Below are 17,847 nucleotides of genomic sequence, written 5' to 3'. Positions count from 1 at the left end.
TTAATCCGTCCGCGATCCCGAGCGCTCATCCCGACCCCTCCTCTGCACAATCCATGCTCCTGTAGTCAGGCATAGCCCAAGCAGCAGCCATTGCAAGGCATAGGCATAGTGGCGCTGCGGATCGAACGGCGGCCGCACCGGCCACGGTGCTAGCGGCGGCAGGGTCACATCCAGCACCAGCAGGCCGTCATGCAGCCGCCCCGGCAGGCGCCGCGCCAGTGCCGCCCAGTCCAGCGCATCGACCTCGCCACTATCCGCCACCCGCGCGCCGGACAGCAGATAGGGCTGCGGTCGCGGCAACCAGTAGCCCTGCAGCCGCAACGGCGGCAGCGGGATGCGCACATAGGCCGCCGGCCCGCGCAGCCAGCCCCGATCGACCACCACCCAGCTGCCGTCGGGCAGCTGCACCGGCTGCCAGATGCGGATGCCGCTGGCGCCGCCGAGCAGGGCATTGGCCACCCGGATCTCCGGCTCGCTGCCGCGTACCTGCAGCCAGGCACGCTGGCCGGCCGGCGCCGTGCTGGCGGCCAGTGCGGCCAACGGCTGCGGCGCCTGCCGCAGGTTGAATTCATGGTGGGCCAGCTGCGCTTGCCGCTGCTGGCCGCGCTGCCACTGCCACAACGCCAGCAGGAAAGGCAGCAGCGCCAGCAACCACAACAGCCACGCCAGTCGCAACCGGCCACGCTGGCGGCGAAAGCCGGCACGGCTGCTAGACTGGATTACACCCACCGGAGAACATGTCATGAAGATTGCCGCCATCACCCTGCTGTTGCTGATCATGCTGACCCTGGCCTTTGCCCTGCGCAGCGTCAGCCGCGGCGACGCACCGCGCCAGACCGTCAAGGCGCTGACCCTGCGCGTGGCACTGTCGCTGGGGCTGTTCCTGCTGCTGATGGCCGGCGGCATGCTCGGCTGGTGGCTGCCCCACGGGCGCTGACGCGCTTCCGCCTTGCGCCGCTACAGCCAGTACACGAACACGAACAGGATCAGCCACACCACGTCGACAAAGTGCCAGTACCACGCCGCCGCCTCGAAGGCGAAGTGGTGCTCGGCATTGAAATGGCCGCGCAGCACTCGTAGCCACACCACCGCCAGCATGATGGCGCCCAGCAGCACGTGCAGGCCGTGAAAGCCGGTGAGCATGAAGAAGGTCATGCCGTAGGCGCCGGAGGCCAGCGACAGGCCTAGCTCGTTCATCGCGTGCGCGTACTCGTAGATCTGCAGCCCGAGAAACAGTGCGCCCAGCACCACCGTCAGCCCGAGACCGAACACCAGCCGCCACCGCAGGCCGGACAGCAGCCCCCAGTGCGCCCAGGTCAGCGTGGCGCCGGACGACAGCAGGATCAGGGTATTGACCGCCGGCAACCCCCACGGCCCCATCGCCTGGTAGGTGGCACTGATGCCGGGGCCGGTGGCCAGCGGCCAGCTGGCGGCAAAGCCGGGATACAGCAGCTGGTGCTGCTCGTTGCCCAGCTCCGGCACCGAGATGGTCCGCACGTAGAACAGCGCGCCGAAGAAGGCGGCGAAGAACATCACCTCGGAAAAGATGAACCAGCTCATGCCCCAGCGGAACGAGGCATCCTCGCGCCGCTGGTAGCGGCCGGACAGGCTTTCGCGGATCACGTCGCCAAACCAGCCGAACAGCATCCACAGCAGGATCAGCACTCCCAGCAGCAGGCCGAACTTGCCGGCAGCGATGCCGTTGACGGTGAAGGCGGCGCCCAGCCCCAGCGCAAACAGCGCCACCGCGCCGATGATCGGCCAGCGTGACGGATCGGGCACGAAATAGTGGTGCGACGTGTCGTTATGCATGATTCCTCCGTCCGCTCAGGGCGCCGTCAGCCAGCTGACCAGCAACAGCAGGCCGCCGACAAACAGCGCCACCAGAATGATCGCCGCCGCGATGAGGTCGGCGAAGCGCAACTGGCGGTCAACGTTGGCCGCACGGCCGCGCCGCACGCCGAAGAAGGCGGCCAGCACCGCGGCCAGGGCGCGCAGCGGTCTCATGATCGCCCCGGCACATCGAATACGGTGTAGGCCAGCGTGATGCTGTCGAGGCCGGCCGGCACGTTCTTGTCGACCACGAACACCACAGGAAAGCGCCGGGTCTCGCCCGGTGCAAACGCCTGCTGCGCAAAGCAGAAGCAGTCCAGCTTCTTCACGTACTCCGCCGCCGCCGCCGGCAGGTAGCGCGGGATCGCCTGGCCGATGACTTGGCGGTTGCTGGCATTGGTGATCTCGTAATCGACGCGCACGAACTCGCCCGGCACCGCGCGCAGCGTGCGCGTCAGCGGCCGCACCTGCCACGGCAGCCCCGGCTGCACCGTGGCATCGAAGGTCAGCAGCACCGGCGCCAGCGGCGTTGCGGCCAACCTTTGGCTGCCGACCTCATCCGGCCGCTGCAGGCTACCCAGCCCGGTCAAGCGGCACAGCGCGTCGTAGACCGGGATCAGCCCCCAGGCGAACACGAACATCACGCACGCCAGCAGCAGCAGCTTCAGCAGCAGCAGGCGGTTGTCGTGCAGGGTGGCGGGCGGCTTGTCCATGTCAGTGGTGCTTTCCGCCGTGCATGGCGTCGATGCGGCCGTTTTCGCCGACTTCCAGATCCGGCGCCTCGACAAAGCTGTGATACGGCGCCGGGGTGGCGATCTGCCACTCCAGGGTGTCGGCACCTTCCCACGGCTTGGCCGCGGCCGGCCGGCCGTGACGCAGGCTGTGCAGCATGTTGGCGAAGAAGATCAGCTGCCCCAGCCCGAAGCAGAAGGCGCCGACGCTGGCCATGGTGTTGAAATCGGTGAACTGCATGTTGTAGTCGGGAATGCGGCGCGGCATGCCGGCGAGGCCGAGGAAGTGCATCGGGAAGAAGGTGACGTTGAACCACAGCAGCGACCACCAGAAGTGGAACTTGCCCCAGAACTCCGAATACATGCGCCCCGTCATCTTCGGAAACCAGTAGTACACCGCAGCGAACAGGCTGAACAGCGCGCCGGCCACCAGCACGTAGTGGAAGTGCGCCACCACGTAGTAGGTGTCCTGCAGCTGGATGTCGATGGCGGCGATGCTCAGCGTCACCCCGGACAGGCCGCCGACGGTAAACAGGCAGATGAAGCCGATGGCGAACAGCATCGGCGTCTCGAAGCTCATGCTGCCCTGCCACATGGTGCCGATCCAGTTGAACACCTTCACCCCGGTCGGCACCGCGATCAGCATCGTCGCGTACATGAAGAACAGCTGCGCGGTGGCCGGCATGCCGGTGGTGAACATGTGGTGCGCCCACACCATGAAGCTGAGGATGGCGATGGAACTGGTGGCGTACACCATCGAGGTGTAGCCGAACAGCGGTTTGCGACTGAAGGTGGGGATGATGTGGCTGACGATACCGAAGGCCGGCAACGCCATGATGTAGACCTCCGGGTGGCCGAAGAACCAGAAGATGTGCTGGTACAGCACCGGGTCGCCGCCACCGGCGGCATTGAAGAAGTGGGTGCCGAAGTGGCGGTCGGTCAGCACCATGGTCACCACCCCGGCCAGCACCGGCATCACCGCGATGATCAGGTAGGCGGTAATCAGGCTGGCCCAGGCGAACATCGGCATCCTCATCATCGTCATCCCCGGCGCGCGCAGGTTGAGGATGGTGACGATGATGTTGATCGAGCCCATGATCGAGCTGACGCCCATGATGTGGATGGCGAAGATGGTCAGGTCCATGCCCATGCCCATCTGCGTCGACAGTGGCGCGTACAGCGTCCATCCGGCCGCCGCCGCCCCGCCGGGCACCGCAAACGAGATCAGCAGCAACAGGGCCGCCGGCGGCAGCAGCCAGAAGCTCCAGTTGTTCATGCGCGCAAACGCCATGTCCGGTGCGCCGATCATCAGCGGCAGCATCCAGTTGGCCAGCCCGGTGAACGCCGGCATGATGGCACCGAACACCATGATCAGCCCGTGCAGGGTGGTGAACTGGTTGAACAGCTCCGGCTGCCAGAACTGCAGCCCGGGGCGGAACAGCTCGGCACGAATGCACAGCGCCAGCACACCGCCGAAAATGAACATGCTGAACGCGAACCACAGGTACAACGAGCCGATGTCCTTGTGGTTGGTGGCGAACAGCCAGCGGGTGATGCCGCTTGGCTTGGCGTGGTGGCCGTGCGCGGTGTCGTGCGCCGGCTGCAGTGCAGTGTCGATCGCAGTCATGCCCTCTCCCCCTTACGCTTTGCCGCCGCGGGCAGCCTTGATGTCCTTGGGCTGCACCACGTCGCCGGTGTGATTGCCCCACGCGTTACGCTCGTAGGTGATCACCGCCGCAATATCGGTATCTGACAGCTGCTTGCCCCAGGCCGCCATCGCGGCATTCTTCTTGCTGCCGTTGAGCACGATGTCGATGTGGCCGGGCTTGTCCTTGGTCGCCATCGCCGAGCCGTCCAGCGCCGGGAAGGCGCCGGGGATGCCTTTGCCGTTGGCCTGGTGGCAGGCGACGCAGTTCTGCGTGTACACCTTCTCGCCGCGCGCCATCAGCTCGGCCAGCGGCCAGACCTTGTTCGGGTCTTCAAGGTTGGCCGCAGCGGTTTTTTGTCTTGCGGCCAACCATGCCTGGTAATCGGCCGGCGCCCTGGCCTCGACCACGATGGGCATGAAGCCGTGATCCTTGCCGCACAGTTCGGCGCACTGGCCGCGATAGGTGCCGGGGCGATCGACCTTGAACCAGACATCGCGCACGAAGCCGGGAATCGCGTCCTGCTTCACCCCCAGCTGCGGCACCCACCAGGCGTGGATCACGTCGTTGGCGGTCAGCAGCAGCCGTACCTTGGTGCCGGTCGGCACCACCAGTGGCTGGTCGACCTCCAACAGGTAGTGCTCGCCACGGTCGGCCACCTGGTGGATGGCGCTTTGCGGCGTGGCCAGATGACTCATGAAGGCGACGCCGTCGTCGAGGTAGTCGTAGTGCCACTTCCACTGGTAGCCGGTGACCTTGATGGTCAACTCGGCGCCGGCACTGCTCTTCTGCTGCAGGATCAGCCGCGTCGCCGGCCACGCCATCGCCACCAGGATCAGCAGTGGAATCAGCGTCCAGATGATCTCGACGGTGGTGTTTTCGTGAAAGTGTTTCGCCTGATGGCCGGCGGATTTGCGGTGGCGCAGGATGGCCCAGAACATCACGCCGAAGACCAGCACGAAGATGCCGCCGGTGATGTACAGCAGCAGCATGTGCAGGTCGTAGATATCCTGCGCAACGCCGGTGACCGGCGGCGGCAGGTTGACACCGGCCGCCAGCACGGCAGACGACCAGCCCGTGAGCAGTAACAGGACGCGACGACTGGCCATGGCGTCTTCCCCAAGTAAAGTCTCGTGTTGGCCGGAAACCCGGTCGCTGGCCGCGATCTGTGCCGCAGCGCTTTATCGAGAATAGGAAGATCAGCCGATAAAACAAGTATTTATCATGGTGCGGCGCCGCAAAACGGCACCGATGCTCAGGCTGCCGGCGTGGCCGGCGCCTCGTAAGGCAGGCTCAGCAGCGGCTCGCCCAGTGCGCGCACGAGCGTCGCCAGATTGTCTTCAAAGGCCAGCTGCGCCGGCACCACGCGGTTGGCTACCCAGCCGGCGAGGGTGCAGCCACTGGCGCGGATCGCCTGCGCCGTCAGCAGCGCGTGGTTGATGCAGCCCAGCTTCATGCCCACTACCAGGATCACCGGCAGCTGCAGCTGCTGCGCCAGCCCCTGCATGTCCAGCGTGTCCGACAGCGGCGCCAGCCAGCCGCCGGCGCCCTCCACCAGCACCACGTCGGCGTCTGCGGCCAAGCTTTGGTAGTGTGCGACGATCAACGCCGGATCGATGCTCACGCCGGCGTCGCGCGCGGCGATGTGCGGCGACACCGGCGGCAGGAAGCGGTACGGGTTCATCAGCGCCAGATCGGTCTGCCCGGTGGCCGCCACCAGCCGTGCCACGTCGTCGTTGTGCCAGCTGCCGTCCGGCAGGATGTCGCAGCCGGAGGCCACCGGCTTCATCGCCAGCACGCACTTACCCTGCGCCTGCCAGTGGCGGATCAGCTTCACCGCGCTGTGGGTCTTGCCGATCTCGGTATCGGTGCCGGTAATGAAATAGCCTTGTGCCATGGGCAGTGTCCTTGTGGAAAGCTTCGCCTGCAGATGCGGCCAAACCGGAAAATGAAAAGACAGACGCGACAAGGCCGACCTCGTGGGTCGGCTGTCTGCGTCTGCCGTGGTGCTGGCAAAGGCGGAAGGGGGCGGCCTTGTGGGCCTTTGATCTTTACCGCGGCGGCCAACCTTTCCGGGTCGGACGTTTTGCTGCCGCGGTTGCGCGCTCGGTTTAGACCGGGCCCTGGGCGTATACCCGCTCGGTCTTGCTGTGCAGCTTGTTCAGTGCCGCGAGGTAGGCCTTGGCACTGGCGACGATGATGTCAGTGTCGGAACCCTGGCCGTTGACGATGCGGCCGTCCTTGGCCAGGCGCACGGTCACTTCGCCCTGCGATTCGGTGCCCTTGGTGATGGCATTGACCGAGTACAGCTCCAGCTCGGCCTCGCTCTTCACCACGCTCTCGATCGCCTTGAACGCGGCATCGACCGGGCCGGAGCCGGTGGATTCGGCACGCTGCTCGTTGCCGTGCTCGACGAACACGATCTGCGCCTGCGGCGCCTCGCCGGTCTCGGTCGCCACTTTCAGCGACACGAACTTGTAGTCTTCCTGCTCGGCGGTGACCAGCTGGTCGGACACCAGCGCGTGCAGGTCTTCGTCGAAGATCTCGCGCTTCTTGTCGGCCAGCTCCTTGAAGCGGGCGAAGGCGGCGTTCAGTGCCTCTTCGCTGTCCAGCACGATGCCCAGCGCGGTGAGCTTGGTGCGGAACGCGTTGCGACCGGACAGTTTGCCCAGCGTCAGGCGGTTGGCGGTCCAGCCCACCGATTCGGCGGACATGATCTCGTAGGTTTCGCGGTGCTTGAGCACGCCGTCCTGGTGGATGCCGGATTCGTGGGCGAAGGCGTTGGCGCCGACGATGGCCTTGTTCGGCTGCACCGGGTAGCCGGTGATGGTCGACACCAGCTTGGACGCCGGCACGATCTGGGTGGCGTCGACGCGGGTTTCCACGTTGAACACGTCCTTGCGGGTACGCACCGCCATCACGATTTCTTCCATCGCGGCGTTGCCGGCACGCTCGCCGAGGCCGTTGATGGTGCATTCCACCTGCCGCGCACCGCCCAGAACTGCACCGAGGCTGTTGGCGACCGCCATGCCGAGGTCGTTGTGACAGTGGGCCGACCACACCACCTTGTCACCGCCCGGCGTCTTGGCGATCAGCTCGCGGAAGAAGGTCTCGGTAATCTTCGGCACCGCATAGCCGACGGTGTCCGGCACATTCAGCGTGGTGGCGCCGGCCTTGATTACTTCGCCGAAGATGCGGGCGAGGAAGTCGATGTCGGAGCGCAGCGCGTCTTCGGCGGAGAACTCGACGTCGTCGGTGTATTCACGCGCCAGCGTCACCGCCTTCACCGCGGCAGCGACCACCTCGTCCGGGGTCATGCGCAGCTTCTTCTCCATGTGGATCGGGCTGGTAGCGATGAAGGTGTGGATGCGGCCGCGTGCGGCCGGCTTGATCGCCTCGCCGGCGGCGCGGATGTCGCGCTCGTTGGCCCGCGCCAGCGAACAGACGGTCGACTCCTTGATCACTTCGGCAATGGCGTGGATGGCGTCGGCATCGCCGGGGCTGGCGGCGGCAAAGCCGGCCTCGATCACGTCGACACCGAGGCGCTCCAGCTGACGGGCGATACGGATTTTTTCTTCCTTGGTCATCGACGCGCCCGGCGACTGTTCGCCATCACGCAAGGTGGTATCAAAAATGTAAAGACGATCGCCCATGTCAGGTGTGCTCCCTTGTCCCGAGGCCTGTGCCCCGGTCAGATAGTCGTTGAAATCGAACCGTTTCCCTTGGTCGGCGGCGAGCCGCGCCAGCTTGTTCAGCTGCGCCAGCGGCAGGGTGCCGCGCTCGCGCCACTTGTAGATGGCGGCACGCGACACCGGCTCATCGGGGAAGGCCGCATTCAACGCTTCCGCGAGCGCGCCTGGGCCTCCAAAATCCTCGATCAGACGTTCGATGTCCAATTGCATGCCACTGCTCCTTGTTTGTTATGGCTCAACCTTACGTTTCGCCCGACAAGCTGTCAAATTTTGTCGAATAATTTTGTTGCAGCACGGCAAAACCTGTTGTCAAACCGTAAATATCGGACAATATGTAGAATTTACGGACAAAACAAAGGCGACCGCAGTCGCCCGTGTCCAGCTTGCCGCTTAGCGGCACCACGCTTGTCTTACGTTTGCGGCGGCAACAACGGCGCCGTCTTCTTGCCCAATCCCATCAGCGCCATCACGTAGCCGGACAGCGCGTAGCAGACGAAGAAGCCGAACAGCACCAGCGGCGGCTCCGACATCAGCAGCATCAGCACCACCACCAGCGCCAGCAGCATCACGAACGGCACGCGACGGCGCAGGTGGATCTCCTTGAAGCTCCAGAATTTCACATTGGTGACCATGGTGATGCCGGAAAAGGCGGTGAAGCCCAGCGCCACCCACTGCAGGCCCGGCAGGTCGTTGTAGCCGTAGGCGTGGCAGATCCACACCAGGCCGGCCACCAGCGCCGCCGCCGCCGGACTGGGCAGGCCGATGAACCAGCGCTTGTCGGTGGAGCCGATCATGGTGTTGAAGCGTGCCAGCCGTAGCGCGGCACCGGCGCAGTGGATGAAGGCGATCATCCAGCCCAGCTTGCCCAGGTCCTTCAGCATCCATTCGTAGGCAATCAGCGCCGGCGCCACGCCGAAGCTGACCATGTCCGACAGGCTGTCGAACTCGGCGCCGAACGCGCTCTGGCTGTGCGTCAGCCGCGCCACGCGGCCGTCCATGCCATCGAGGATCATGGCGATGAAAATCGCCACCGCCGAGTGTTCGAAGTTCTGGTTCATCGCCTGCACGATGGCGTAGAAGCCGGCAAACAGCGCGGCGAGGGTAAAGGAGTTGGGCAGCAGGTAAATGCCCTGGCGGCGCAGGGACGGCTTGATAGGCTTCGGGTCAATATGCATGCAGACTCTCGACATCGGGCAGCGGCAAGGCGCGCCGGAAAGAAACGGGACTTGCGGCCAACGCTGTGCGCCAGCGGCAAGACAATGCTGCATTCTAATGCGCGATGCCACGCTTACCAAGCGTCATGCGGCGCGGCGCCGTCGTCACGACGAGCACAACGCCGCTGACGCGCCGCACGCGGCCGCGCCAGCCGCCGCCACCGCGCGGGGCGCAGGCAAAGAAAAAGCCGGGCAGCTGCCCGGCTTGACACTGACCGCGAGGCGGCAGGCTTAGTTCTTGGACTGGTCAACCAGCTTGTTCTTGGCGATCCAAGGCATCATCGCGCGCAGTTCGGCACCGACTTTTTCGATCGGATGATCGGCAGTCAGGCGACGACGGGCAGTCATGCTTGGATAGTTGGTCTTGCCTTCCAGGATGAACATCTTGGCGTATTCGCCGGACTGGATGCGGTACAGCGCTTTTTTCATCGCTTCCTTGGTGGCGGAGGTCACCACTTCCGGGCCGGTCACGTACTCGCCATACTCCGCGTTGTTGGAGATGGAGTAGTTCATGTTGGCGATGCCGCCTTCGTACATCAGGTCCACGATCAGCTTCAGCTCGTGCAGGCACTCGAAGTAGGCCATTTCCGGCGCGTAGCCGGCTTCGGTCAGGGTTTCGAAACCGGCTTTCACCAGTTCTACCGCGCCGCCGCACAGTACGGCCTGCTCGCCGAACAGGTCGGTTTCGGTTTCTTCGCGGAAGTTGGTCTCGATCACGCCGCCCTTGGTGCCGCCGTTGGCCGCAGCGTAGGACAGGGCCACGTCACGTGCCTTGCCGGACTTGTCTTGGTACACGGCGATCAGTGTCGGCACGCCGCCGCCCTTCACGTACTCGGAACGCACGGTGTGACCCGGACCTTTCGGAGCGACCATGATCACGTCCAGGTCTTCGCGCGGCACGATCTGGTTGTAGTGCACGTTGAAGCCGTGCGCGAAGGCCAGGGTGGCACCCTTCTTGATGTTCGGGGCGATTTCGCTGTGGTACACGTCAGGCTGCGATTCGTCCGGCAGCAGGATCATCACCAGATCCGCCTTCTTCACGGCATCGGCCACTTCTTTCACTTTGTGACCGGCCGCTTCGGCTTTTTTCCACGATGCGCCGTCCTTGCGCAGGCCCACCACCACATCCACGCCGGAATCCTTTAGGTTCTGCGCGTGCGCATGGCCCTGGGAACCGTAACCGATGATGGCAACTTTCTGGTCCTTGATGATGGAAAGATCAGCGTCTTTGTCGTAGAAAACTTTCATTGTCTTATGTCCCTAGTTTGTTCTAGGGCAGCTGATGGCCGCCCCGGTGATTCAGATCTTCAAAATACGTTCGCCGCGACCAATTCCGGATGCACCGGTACGCACCGTTTCCAGGATCACTGAACGGTCGATCGCCTCGATAAAGGCGCCCAGCTTGTCGCTCGTACCGGTGAGCTCGATGGTGTAGGTCTTTTCCGTCACGTCGATGATGCGACCACGGAAGATGTCAGCCATCCGCTTCATTTCTTCCCGATCCTTGCCGGTGGCACGGACCTTGATCAACATCATCTCGCGTTCGATATGGTCGGACTCGTTGAGGTCAATCACCTTGACCACCTCGATCAGCTTGTTGAGCTGCTTGGTGATCTGTTCGATGACTTCGTCGGACCCGTGGGTGACGATGGTCATCCGTGACAGTGTCGGGTCTTCGGTAGTCGACACCGTCAGTGAATCGATATTGTAAGCGCGTGCGGAGAAAAGTCCCACTACTCGCGACAGCGCGCCCGCTTCGTTTTCCAGCAAAATCGAAAGTATATGTCTCATGCCACTGCCTTAGCACATGTTGCCGTAGTCACGGTTGTTCTCGAAAGGAGCAATCTGCAGCTCGCGCATGTGCGGCGGCAGATCCATCTGGTCCAGACCCTTGCCGTTCTGGATCATCGGGAACACGTTTTCGGACTGGTCGGTACGGAAGTCCATGAACACCAGACGCTCTTTCAATGCCGGGCTGAATGCTTCACGCAACGCACCCTCGACATCGGCCGGGTTCTCGATCTTCATGCCGACGTGGCCGTAGGCCTCGGCGATGCCGACGAAATCCGGTAGTGCATCCATATAGGACTCGGCGTACCGCGTGCCGTAGAAGAACTCCTGCCACTGGCGCACCATGCCCAGGTAGCGGTTGTTCAGCGCAATCACCTTCACCGGCGTGTGGTACTGCTTGGCGGTGGACAGCTCCTGGATGTTCATCTGGATCGAGCCTTCGCCGGTAATGCAGGCCACCTGCGCATTCGGGTTGGCCAGCTGCGCGCCGATGGCGGCCGGCAGGCCGAAACCCATGGTACCCAAACCGCCGGAGTTCAGCCATTGTTTCGGGCGCTTGAACGGGTAGTACTGCGCCGCCCACATCTGGTGCTGGCCGACGTCGGAGGTGATGATGGCGTCGCCGCCGGTAATCTCGTACAGCTTCTGCACCACCGACTGCGGCTTGATGAACTCGGTCGACGGGGTGTACAGCAGGCTGTTGTAGCTGCGCCATTGCTCGATCTGCTTCCACCAGCCGGCGAGGTTGGCCGCATCCGGGCGCTGCCCGTTCTGCTTCATCAGGTCGATCAGGTCGCGCAGCACGTGTTTCACGTCACCGACGATGGGCACGTCCACCTTCACGCGCTTGGCGATGGAGGACGGGTCGATGTCGATGTGCACGATCTTCTTCGGCTGCGCCAGGAAGTGCGACGGCACGCTGATCACGCGGTCGTCGAAACGGGCGCCGACGGCGATCAGCACGTCGCAGTACTGCATCGCCATATTGGCTTCGTAGGTGCCGTGCATGCCGAGCATGCCCAGACACTGGCGATCGTCGCCGGGATAGGCGCCCAGGCCCATCAGCGTGTTGGTACACGGCAGGCCCAGCATGCGCACCAGCTCGGTCACTTCGGCCGAGGCACCGCCCTGCACTGCGCCGCCACCGATGTAGATGTACGGGCGCTTGGCTTCGGCCAGCAGGCTGGCGGCCTTCTTGATCTGGCCGGGATGGCCACGGGTGACCGGCACGTAGGAGCGGATGCTCACGCTTTCCGGGTAGTGGAATTCGGCCAGCTGCTGGGTCACGTCTTTCGGGATGTCCACCACCACCGGACCGGGGCGACCGGTGGCGGCAATGTAGAACGCCTTCTTGATGGTGGTGGCCAGCTCGTTGATGTCCTTGACCAGGAAGTTGTGCTTCACGCATGGACGGGTGATACCGACCATGTCCACTTCCTGGAACGCGTCGAGGCCGATGGCCGGCGTCGACACCTGGCCGGAGATCACCACCATCGGCACCGAGTCCATGTAGGCGGTGGCAATGCCGGTCACCGCATTGGTGGCACCCGGGCCGGAAGTGACCAGCGCCACGCCGACCTTGTCACAGGAGCGCGAGTAGGCGTCCGCGGCGTGCACCGCGGCCTGCTCGTGGCGCACCAGCACATGCTTGAACTCTTGCTGCCTGAAAATTGCATCATATATCTCAAGTACCGCGCCGCCGGGGTAGCCGAAAACGAATTCGACTCCTTCTGCCTGCAAGCTGCGCACCAGGATTTCCGCGCCCGATATCTGCATCTTTGCCTCTTTGATTGCTGAGTAGTTGTTTTATGTCCCGTAGTGAATGAACTTAGCTTAAGTTTGAAATAGCGGTCAAGCGCTTTTGTGCAGGTGCAAAAAAGCGCCAAAAACATTCAAAAACAGCCACTTTTGCAGGGTAGGCGGCACGGGACGGCTTTGATACCATGTCTGGTTGCTTGCGCCGGTTTTACCGCCGCTGCCCTTTCACTCCCTCACTATTATTTTCACGGCATGAATCAACATTTCACCCACCCCGGATTGCTGCGCCGACTGGCCAGCCTGTGCTACGAAGCTTTGCTGCTGGGCGCCGTGCTGCTGGTCGCGGCCGCGCTGTTCACCCCGCTGGTGGTGTGGAGCGGCAACGCGCGCTGGATGAGCGTGCTGATGCAGCTGTTCCTGGCGCTGGTGATGTTCGGCTACTTCGGCTATTGCTGGACCCGCGGCGGGCAGACGCTGGCGATGAAGCCGTGGCGGCTGCAGCTGACGCTGGCGGATGGCGGCGCGCTGCGCTGGCCGCACGCGGCGATGCGCTTCGTGGTGGCGCTGGTGCTGTACCTGGGCGTACCGGCGCTGGCCTACACCGCGTGGCAGCCGCTGTTCGAATCACGGCAGCATGCGCTGGCGGTGGCCTTGCTGTGGGACGCACTGCCGGTGCTGTGGGCGCTGATCGACAACGACAAGCAGTTCCTGCACGACCGCCTCGCCGGCACCCGCCTGCGCCTGCTGCCACCGCTGGCGCGCAAACGCTGAGCCGATCGCCATAAAAAAAGCCGCCAGACCGTACGGTCTGGCGGCTTTTTTTTTGTTGCCCGACGCGGGCGGCAGACGGCTACACCTGCAGCGCGGCCGCGTAACGCGGTGCGTCCGCACCCAGCACCAGGTGCAGCAGGTTGCCCGGCAGCGGCATCACCCCGGCGGCGCCCAGCGCGCTCAGCTGTGCGCTGTCGACGCGGCTGGCGTCGGCCAGCTCCACCCGCAACCGGCTGCCGGCCACCAGCGCCACCGCCTTGACGTTGGCCGCACCGCCCAGCGCCGCCAACCACTGTGCACGGTCGATGTCCTCAGCCGTGACCGTGCCGCTCGCCAGCGCGCTGCGAATCTCGTCGGCGACGATTTCTGCCTCCGGCCCCAGCACCACCTGCACGCTGCCGGGGGCCGGGCGGATCAGCCCGCGCGATCCCAGCGACTTCAGCGCCGCCTCGTCCACCAGCTCGTTGCGGCCCACCTGCAGGCGCAGGCGCGTGGTGCAGGCATCCACCGACTTCAGGTTGCCAGCGCCACCCAGCGCCGCGACGAAGCCCGCGGCGCGCGCGCTGCCCTTGCGGCCAACGTTGGCCGCAATTGGTGCGCTGCCGGCCGGCTCGCGCCCCAGCGTCATCAGGTTGTACTTGCGGATGAAAAAGCTGAACACGCCGTAGTAGACGGCAAAGTAGGCCACGCCCACCGGCAGCATCAGCAGCGGATTCTGCCCCTTGCCCGCCGACAGCGCGTAGTCGAACAGGCCGGCGGAGAAGGTGAAGCCGAGGCGGATGTCCAGCGCGTGCATCAGCGCCATCGACAGCCCGGTCAGCACCGCGTGGATCGCGTACAGCAGCGGCGCCAGGAACATGAAGGCGAACTCCACCGGCTCGGTAACGCCGGTGAGCATCGCGGTCAGCGCCATCGACAGCAGGATGCCGCCGACCGCAGCCTTGTTTTCCGGCAGCGCGGCGCGGTACATCGCCAGGCACGCCGCCGGCAGGCCGAACATCATCACCGGGAAGAAACCGGCCATGAATTGCCCGGCGCCCGGATCACCGGCGAAGAAGCGGTTGAGGTCGCCGGTGGCCACCTTGCCGGCAATCGTCGGGTCGGGGAAGCTGCCGAACACGAACCACACCAGCGAATTGAGGATGTGGTGCAGGCCAGTGACGATCAGCAGGCGGTTGAGCACGCCGTAGATGAACAACCCGATCTCGCCGGCGTTGATCAGCCAGTGGCCGACGCTGTCGATGCCGTGCTGCACCGGCGGCCACACCTGGCCCAGCACCACGCCGGCCAGCAGCATGGCAAAGCCGGTGGCGATCGGCACGAAGCGCTTGCCGCCGAAGAAGGCGAGATAGGACGGCAGCGCGATGTCCTTGTAGCGGTTGTACAGCAGGCCGGCGCTGATACCGGCGGTAATGCCGGCCAGCACGCCCATATTGATCTTGGCGTCGATCACCTTCAGCACCGCGGTCAGCACCAGGTAGCCGATGGCACCGGCGAGGCCCGCGGTGCCGTTGTTGTCCCGCGCAAAACCGACCGCCACGCCGATGGCAAACAGCAGCGCCAGGTTGCCGAAGATGGCGTCGCCGGCCTGCGCCATCACCGCGATATTCAACAGGTCGGGCTGCCCCAGCCGCAACAGCAGGCCGGCCACCGGCAGCACCGCGATCGGCAGCATCAGTGCGCGACCCAGCTGCTGGATACCGGCAAATTTGCTCGTAGTATTCACTGTGTTCTCCTCTGCCTCGTTTATGAATCAGTCGTGGCGGCGAGGCCCGCCACGCTGTGTTGTGTTCTGCGTGTGCGGCTCAGTGCTGGCCGGTGTCCGCCAGCTGCAGCAGCGCTCGCACCGCCTGCGGCGAGCTTTGCTGCAGCAGCGCCTGCACCTGTTCGCGGCACTGCGCCAGCTGCAGCTGGCGGACGCAGGCCTTCACCTCCGGTACCAGCGCCGGGCTGACCGACAGCTCGGTGACGCCGAGGCCGAGCAGTACCGGCACCGCCGCCAGATCCGACGCCATCGCGCCGCAGACGCCGACCCACTTACCGTGCTGGCGGGCGCCGCGCACCGTGAGCTCGATCAGGCGCAGCACCGCCGGGTGCAGCGGGTCCAGCCGCGCCGCCAGCGCCGGGCTGCAGCGGTCCATCGCCAGCGTGTACTGCGTCAGGTCATTGGTGCCGATGGACAGGAAGTCGGCGTGGGCGGCCAGCTGCTCGGCCAGCAGCGCGGCGGACGGCACCTCGATCATCACTCCCAGCTGCGGCCGCTCGCTAAGCCCCATCTCGCGCGCCAGCTCGTCGATGCGCGCACGCACCTGCTGCAGCTCGGACAGGTCGGTAATCATCGGCAGCAGGATGCGCAGCCGCGACAGCGGCGTGAGCGACAGCAGCGCGCGCAGCTGGCTGTCCAGCACCGCCGGCATCGCCAGCCCGGTGCGGATGCCGCGCAGGCCCAGCGCCGGGTTGTCTTCCGGCGGCAGCGGCAGGTAGGGCACCTCCTTGTCGCCGCCGGCGTCGAGGGTGCGGATGATGGCCGTGCGGCCGTCCAGCGCGTCCAGCACCGCCTGGCAGGCGGCACGCTGCTCGGCTTCGTCCGGGGCGTCGCTGCGGTGGGCAAACAGGAATTCGGTACGCAGCAGGCCGACGCCGTCGGCGCCGTGGCGCACCGCCTCGGCGGCCTCGGCCGCGTTGACGATGTTGGCGGCGACCTCGATGGCGACGCCGTCCAGCGTGCGCGCCGGGGCGGCCGCGTGCCGGCGCAGGCTGTCGCGCCGCGCCTCGCGCTCGGCGATCTGCTGCCGCGCGGCGGCAAGGTTGGCCGCAGTCGGCGCCGGATCAAGCCAGCCGTCGCTGGCGTCCAGCCACACCGTGCTGCCGGCGGCCAGCGCCAGCACCGCGTCGCCGGCGGCGACCAGCGACGGGATCGCCAGCGCGCGGCAGAGGATGGCGACGTGGTTGCTGGCACCGCCGCGGGCCAGCACCAGCGCGGCGAGGCGTTCGCGCGGCAGCTGCGTCAGCTGCGACGGCGTCAGGTCGTCGGCGACCACCACCGCCTGCGGCGGCAGCTCGGCCAGCTCCGGCGCCGCGCCCAGCAGCGCGTCGATGACACGGCGCTCGAGGTCCCTCAGGTCGGCGACGCGCTCGGCCAGCAGCGCATTGTCCAGCGCCAGCAGCACCTCGCTCTGCTGCCGGATCGCGCGGCGGTAGGCAAACGCCGCGCTAGAACCGTCGTGCACGAAACGCTCCGCCGCCTGCTGCAGCTGCGGGTCGTCCAGCAGGGCCAGATGGGCACCGAAGATCTCGCTCTCGGCGTGCGCGCCGCGCGCCGCGGCCTGCGCCACTTCCTGTGCCACCGCCTGCTGCACCTGTGCCAGCGCCCGCGTCAGCGCCGCCAGTTCCGCCGCGATGCCTTGGCCATGCTCGTCGAGCACCCGCTCCTGCTGCGCCAGCAGCACCACGGTGCCGACTGCCATCCCCGGCGCGGCGCAGACGCCGCCGAGCCGGCCGGCGCTGCGGGCCGCTGGTGCGGTAACCGGTGTCGTGACCACGGCCGCCGCCGGTGCATGACCGGCCGCAGTGGCAGTCTCCAGCGCGGCCAGCATCGCCGCCAGCGCTTCGGCCGCCTGTGCGCCGCCGGCGTGCACGGTGACGCAGTCGCCCTCGCCGACGCCCAGCGCCATCAGCGCGGTGACGCTGCGGGCATTGGCGCGCTGGCCGTTGAATTCGATGTCCAGCTGCGCGTCGAAACGGCGCGCCACACCCTGTAGCAAGGCACTGGGGCGTGCGTGCAGGCCGCCTTCGTGCGCCACCCGCGCGCTGTCGCGACAGGCCGACGCGGGGCTGGCGACCGGCGCCAGCGCTTCACCCGCGCTGTTGGCACGGATGGTCAGCAAGCCGGCGCCACCGGCCTGCACCGGGCCGCTGGCGCTGTCGGACAGCGTCATCGCGTCGCTGTTGCTGACCACCACCACGGTCAGCAGCGACGGCGCGCGGCGGGCGATGGCGTCGATGTCGAACTCGATCAAGGGTTGGCCGCAGACCACCTGCGCACCCCTGGCCACCAGCGGCGTGAAGCCGGCGCCGCCCAGCTGCACGGTGTCGATGCCGATGTGCAGCAGTACCTCGGCGCCGTTGACGGCGCGCAGGGTCAGCGCGTGGCCGGTGGCGGACAGCTGGACGATCTCGCCGGCGCACGGCGCCAGCAGGGTGGACGACAGCGGCTCGATGGCCAGGCCCTGGCCCATCATGCCGCCGGCAAACACCGGGTCCGGCACGGCAGACAGGGGGAGCGCAAGGCCGCTCAACGGCGCGGCCAGCGTGATGGTTGCGGACATGGAATGCCTCCGTTCTCTGTGTGTTGCGGGTGCGGCTTTCCCCAGCCGTACGCGCAGTCGTGCTTGTGTGTGTTGTTCTTGTG

At 65.8% G+C, this 17,847-nt stretch carries 16 protein-coding genes; 2 read left to right on the top strand and 14 right to left on the bottom strand.

What is annotated here, in order from left to right:
- Positions 1–744 (bottom strand): SURF1 family cytochrome oxidase biogenesis protein, encoded by a 744-nt coding sequence (locus tag PQU89_RS15235; protein ID WP_272766565.1) that lies wholly within the window; start codon positions 742–744, stop codon positions 1–3.
- Between PQU89_RS15235 and PQU89_RS15230 the strand changes: the two genes are divergently transcribed.
- Positions 743–937: a DUF2909 family protein gene (locus PQU89_RS15230; RefSeq protein ID WP_272766564.1), complete on the top strand. Its 195-nt coding sequence runs from the start codon at positions 743–745 to the stop codon at positions 935–937. The two genes, PQU89_RS15235 and PQU89_RS15230, sit on opposite strands and share 2 nt — an antisense overlap.
- A gap of 20 nt (positions 938–957) precedes the next feature.
- On the opposite strand, the gene PQU89_RS15225 is transcribed toward PQU89_RS15230, so the two are convergent.
- From PQU89_RS15225 to ilvB, 11 genes are all read right to left on the bottom strand, one after another.
- Positions 958–1,812, bottom strand: coding sequence for a cytochrome c oxidase subunit 3 (locus PQU89_RS15225; RefSeq protein WP_272766563.1), 855 nt, complete (start codon positions 1,810–1,812; stop codon positions 958–960).
- A 15-nt stretch (positions 1,813–1,827) separates the two neighbouring features.
- Complete coding sequence (locus PQU89_RS15220) at positions 1,828–2,007, bottom strand: DUF2970 domain-containing protein (RefSeq protein ID WP_189353779.1); 180 nt, start codon at positions 2,005–2,007, stop codon at positions 1,828–1,830.
- On the bottom strand, positions 2,004–2,546 hold the full coding sequence (locus tag PQU89_RS15215; protein ID WP_272766562.1) for a cytochrome c oxidase assembly protein: 543 nt from the start codon (positions 2,544–2,546) through the stop codon (positions 2,004–2,006). Before PQU89_RS15215 ends, PQU89_RS15220 begins: the two co-directional genes overlap by 4 nt.
- Position 2,547: 1 nt before the next feature.
- Positions 2,548–4,191 (bottom strand): cytochrome c oxidase subunit I, encoded by a 1,644-nt coding sequence (ctaD, locus tag PQU89_RS15210; protein ID WP_272766561.1) that lies wholly within the window; start codon positions 4,189–4,191, stop codon positions 2,548–2,550.
- A 12-nt stretch (positions 4,192–4,203) separates the two neighbouring features.
- The gene (gene coxB, locus PQU89_RS15205) at positions 4,204–5,319 is read right to left on the bottom strand and encodes a cytochrome c oxidase subunit II (RefSeq protein WP_272766560.1); all 1,116 of its coding nucleotides are present in this window, start codon (positions 5,317–5,319) and stop codon (positions 4,204–4,206) included.
- 146 nt (positions 5,320–5,465) lie between these two features.
- Entirely contained in the window at positions 5,466–6,107 is a 642-nt protein-coding gene (gene bioD, locus PQU89_RS15200; RefSeq protein ID WP_272766559.1) for a dethiobiotin synthase, read from the bottom strand.
- A 214-nt stretch (positions 6,108–6,321) separates the two neighbouring features.
- A complete protein-coding gene (locus PQU89_RS15195; RefSeq protein WP_272766558.1) occupies positions 6,322–8,112 on the bottom strand; it encodes a 2-isopropylmalate synthase in 1,791 nt (596 codons plus the stop codon).
- A gap of 200 nt (positions 8,113–8,312) precedes the next feature.
- Positions 8,313–9,077, bottom strand: coding sequence for a CDP-diacylglycerol--serine O-phosphatidyltransferase (gene pssA, locus PQU89_RS15190; protein ID WP_272766557.1), 765 nt, complete (start codon positions 9,075–9,077; stop codon positions 8,313–8,315).
- A gap of 270 nt (positions 9,078–9,347) precedes the next feature.
- Complete coding sequence (ilvC, locus tag PQU89_RS15185; protein WP_047968083.1) at positions 9,348–10,364, bottom strand: ketol-acid reductoisomerase; 1,017 nt, start codon at positions 10,362–10,364, stop codon at positions 9,348–9,350.
- Positions 10,365–10,415: 51 nt separating this feature from the next.
- Entirely contained in the window at positions 10,416–10,907 is a 492-nt protein-coding gene (ilvN, locus tag PQU89_RS15180) for an acetolactate synthase small subunit (protein ID WP_189375149.1), read from the bottom strand.
- A gap of 9 nt (positions 10,908–10,916) precedes the next feature.
- Entirely contained in the window at positions 10,917–12,683 is a 1,767-nt protein-coding gene (ilvB, locus tag PQU89_RS15175) for a biosynthetic-type acetolactate synthase large subunit (RefSeq protein ID WP_272758535.1), read from the bottom strand.
- Positions 12,684–12,917: 234 nt separating this feature from the next.
- On the opposite strand from ilvB, the gene PQU89_RS15170 reads away from it, so the two are divergent.
- Positions 12,918–13,436, top strand: a complete 519-nt coding sequence (locus tag PQU89_RS15170) for an RDD family protein (RefSeq protein ID WP_120812389.1) — start codon at positions 12,918–12,920, stop codon at positions 13,434–13,436.
- A gap of 79 nt (positions 13,437–13,515) precedes the next feature.
- On the opposite strand, the gene nagE is transcribed toward PQU89_RS15170, so the two are convergent.
- Positions 13,516–15,162, bottom strand: coding sequence for an N-acetylglucosamine-specific PTS transporter subunit IIBC (gene nagE / locus PQU89_RS15165; RefSeq protein WP_272766556.1), 1,647 nt, complete (start codon positions 15,160–15,162; stop codon positions 13,516–13,518).
- A 79-nt stretch (positions 15,163–15,241) separates the two neighbouring features.
- Positions 15,242–17,764: a phosphoenolpyruvate--protein phosphotransferase gene (gene ptsP, locus PQU89_RS15160; protein WP_272766555.1), complete on the bottom strand. Its 2,523-nt coding sequence runs from the start codon at positions 17,762–17,764 to the stop codon at positions 15,242–15,244.
- Positions 17,765–17,847 lie beyond the last annotated feature (83 nt).

Origin of the sequence: Vogesella indigofera (genome assembly GCF_028548395.1) — a bacterium.
GTDB classification, from domain to species: Bacteria; Pseudomonadota; Gammaproteobacteria; order Burkholderiales; family Chromobacteriaceae; genus Vogesella; species Vogesella indigofera_A.
The sequence above is the reverse complement of the archived record's forward strand: the minus strand, read 5'-3'. Positions and strand labels throughout refer to the sequence as shown.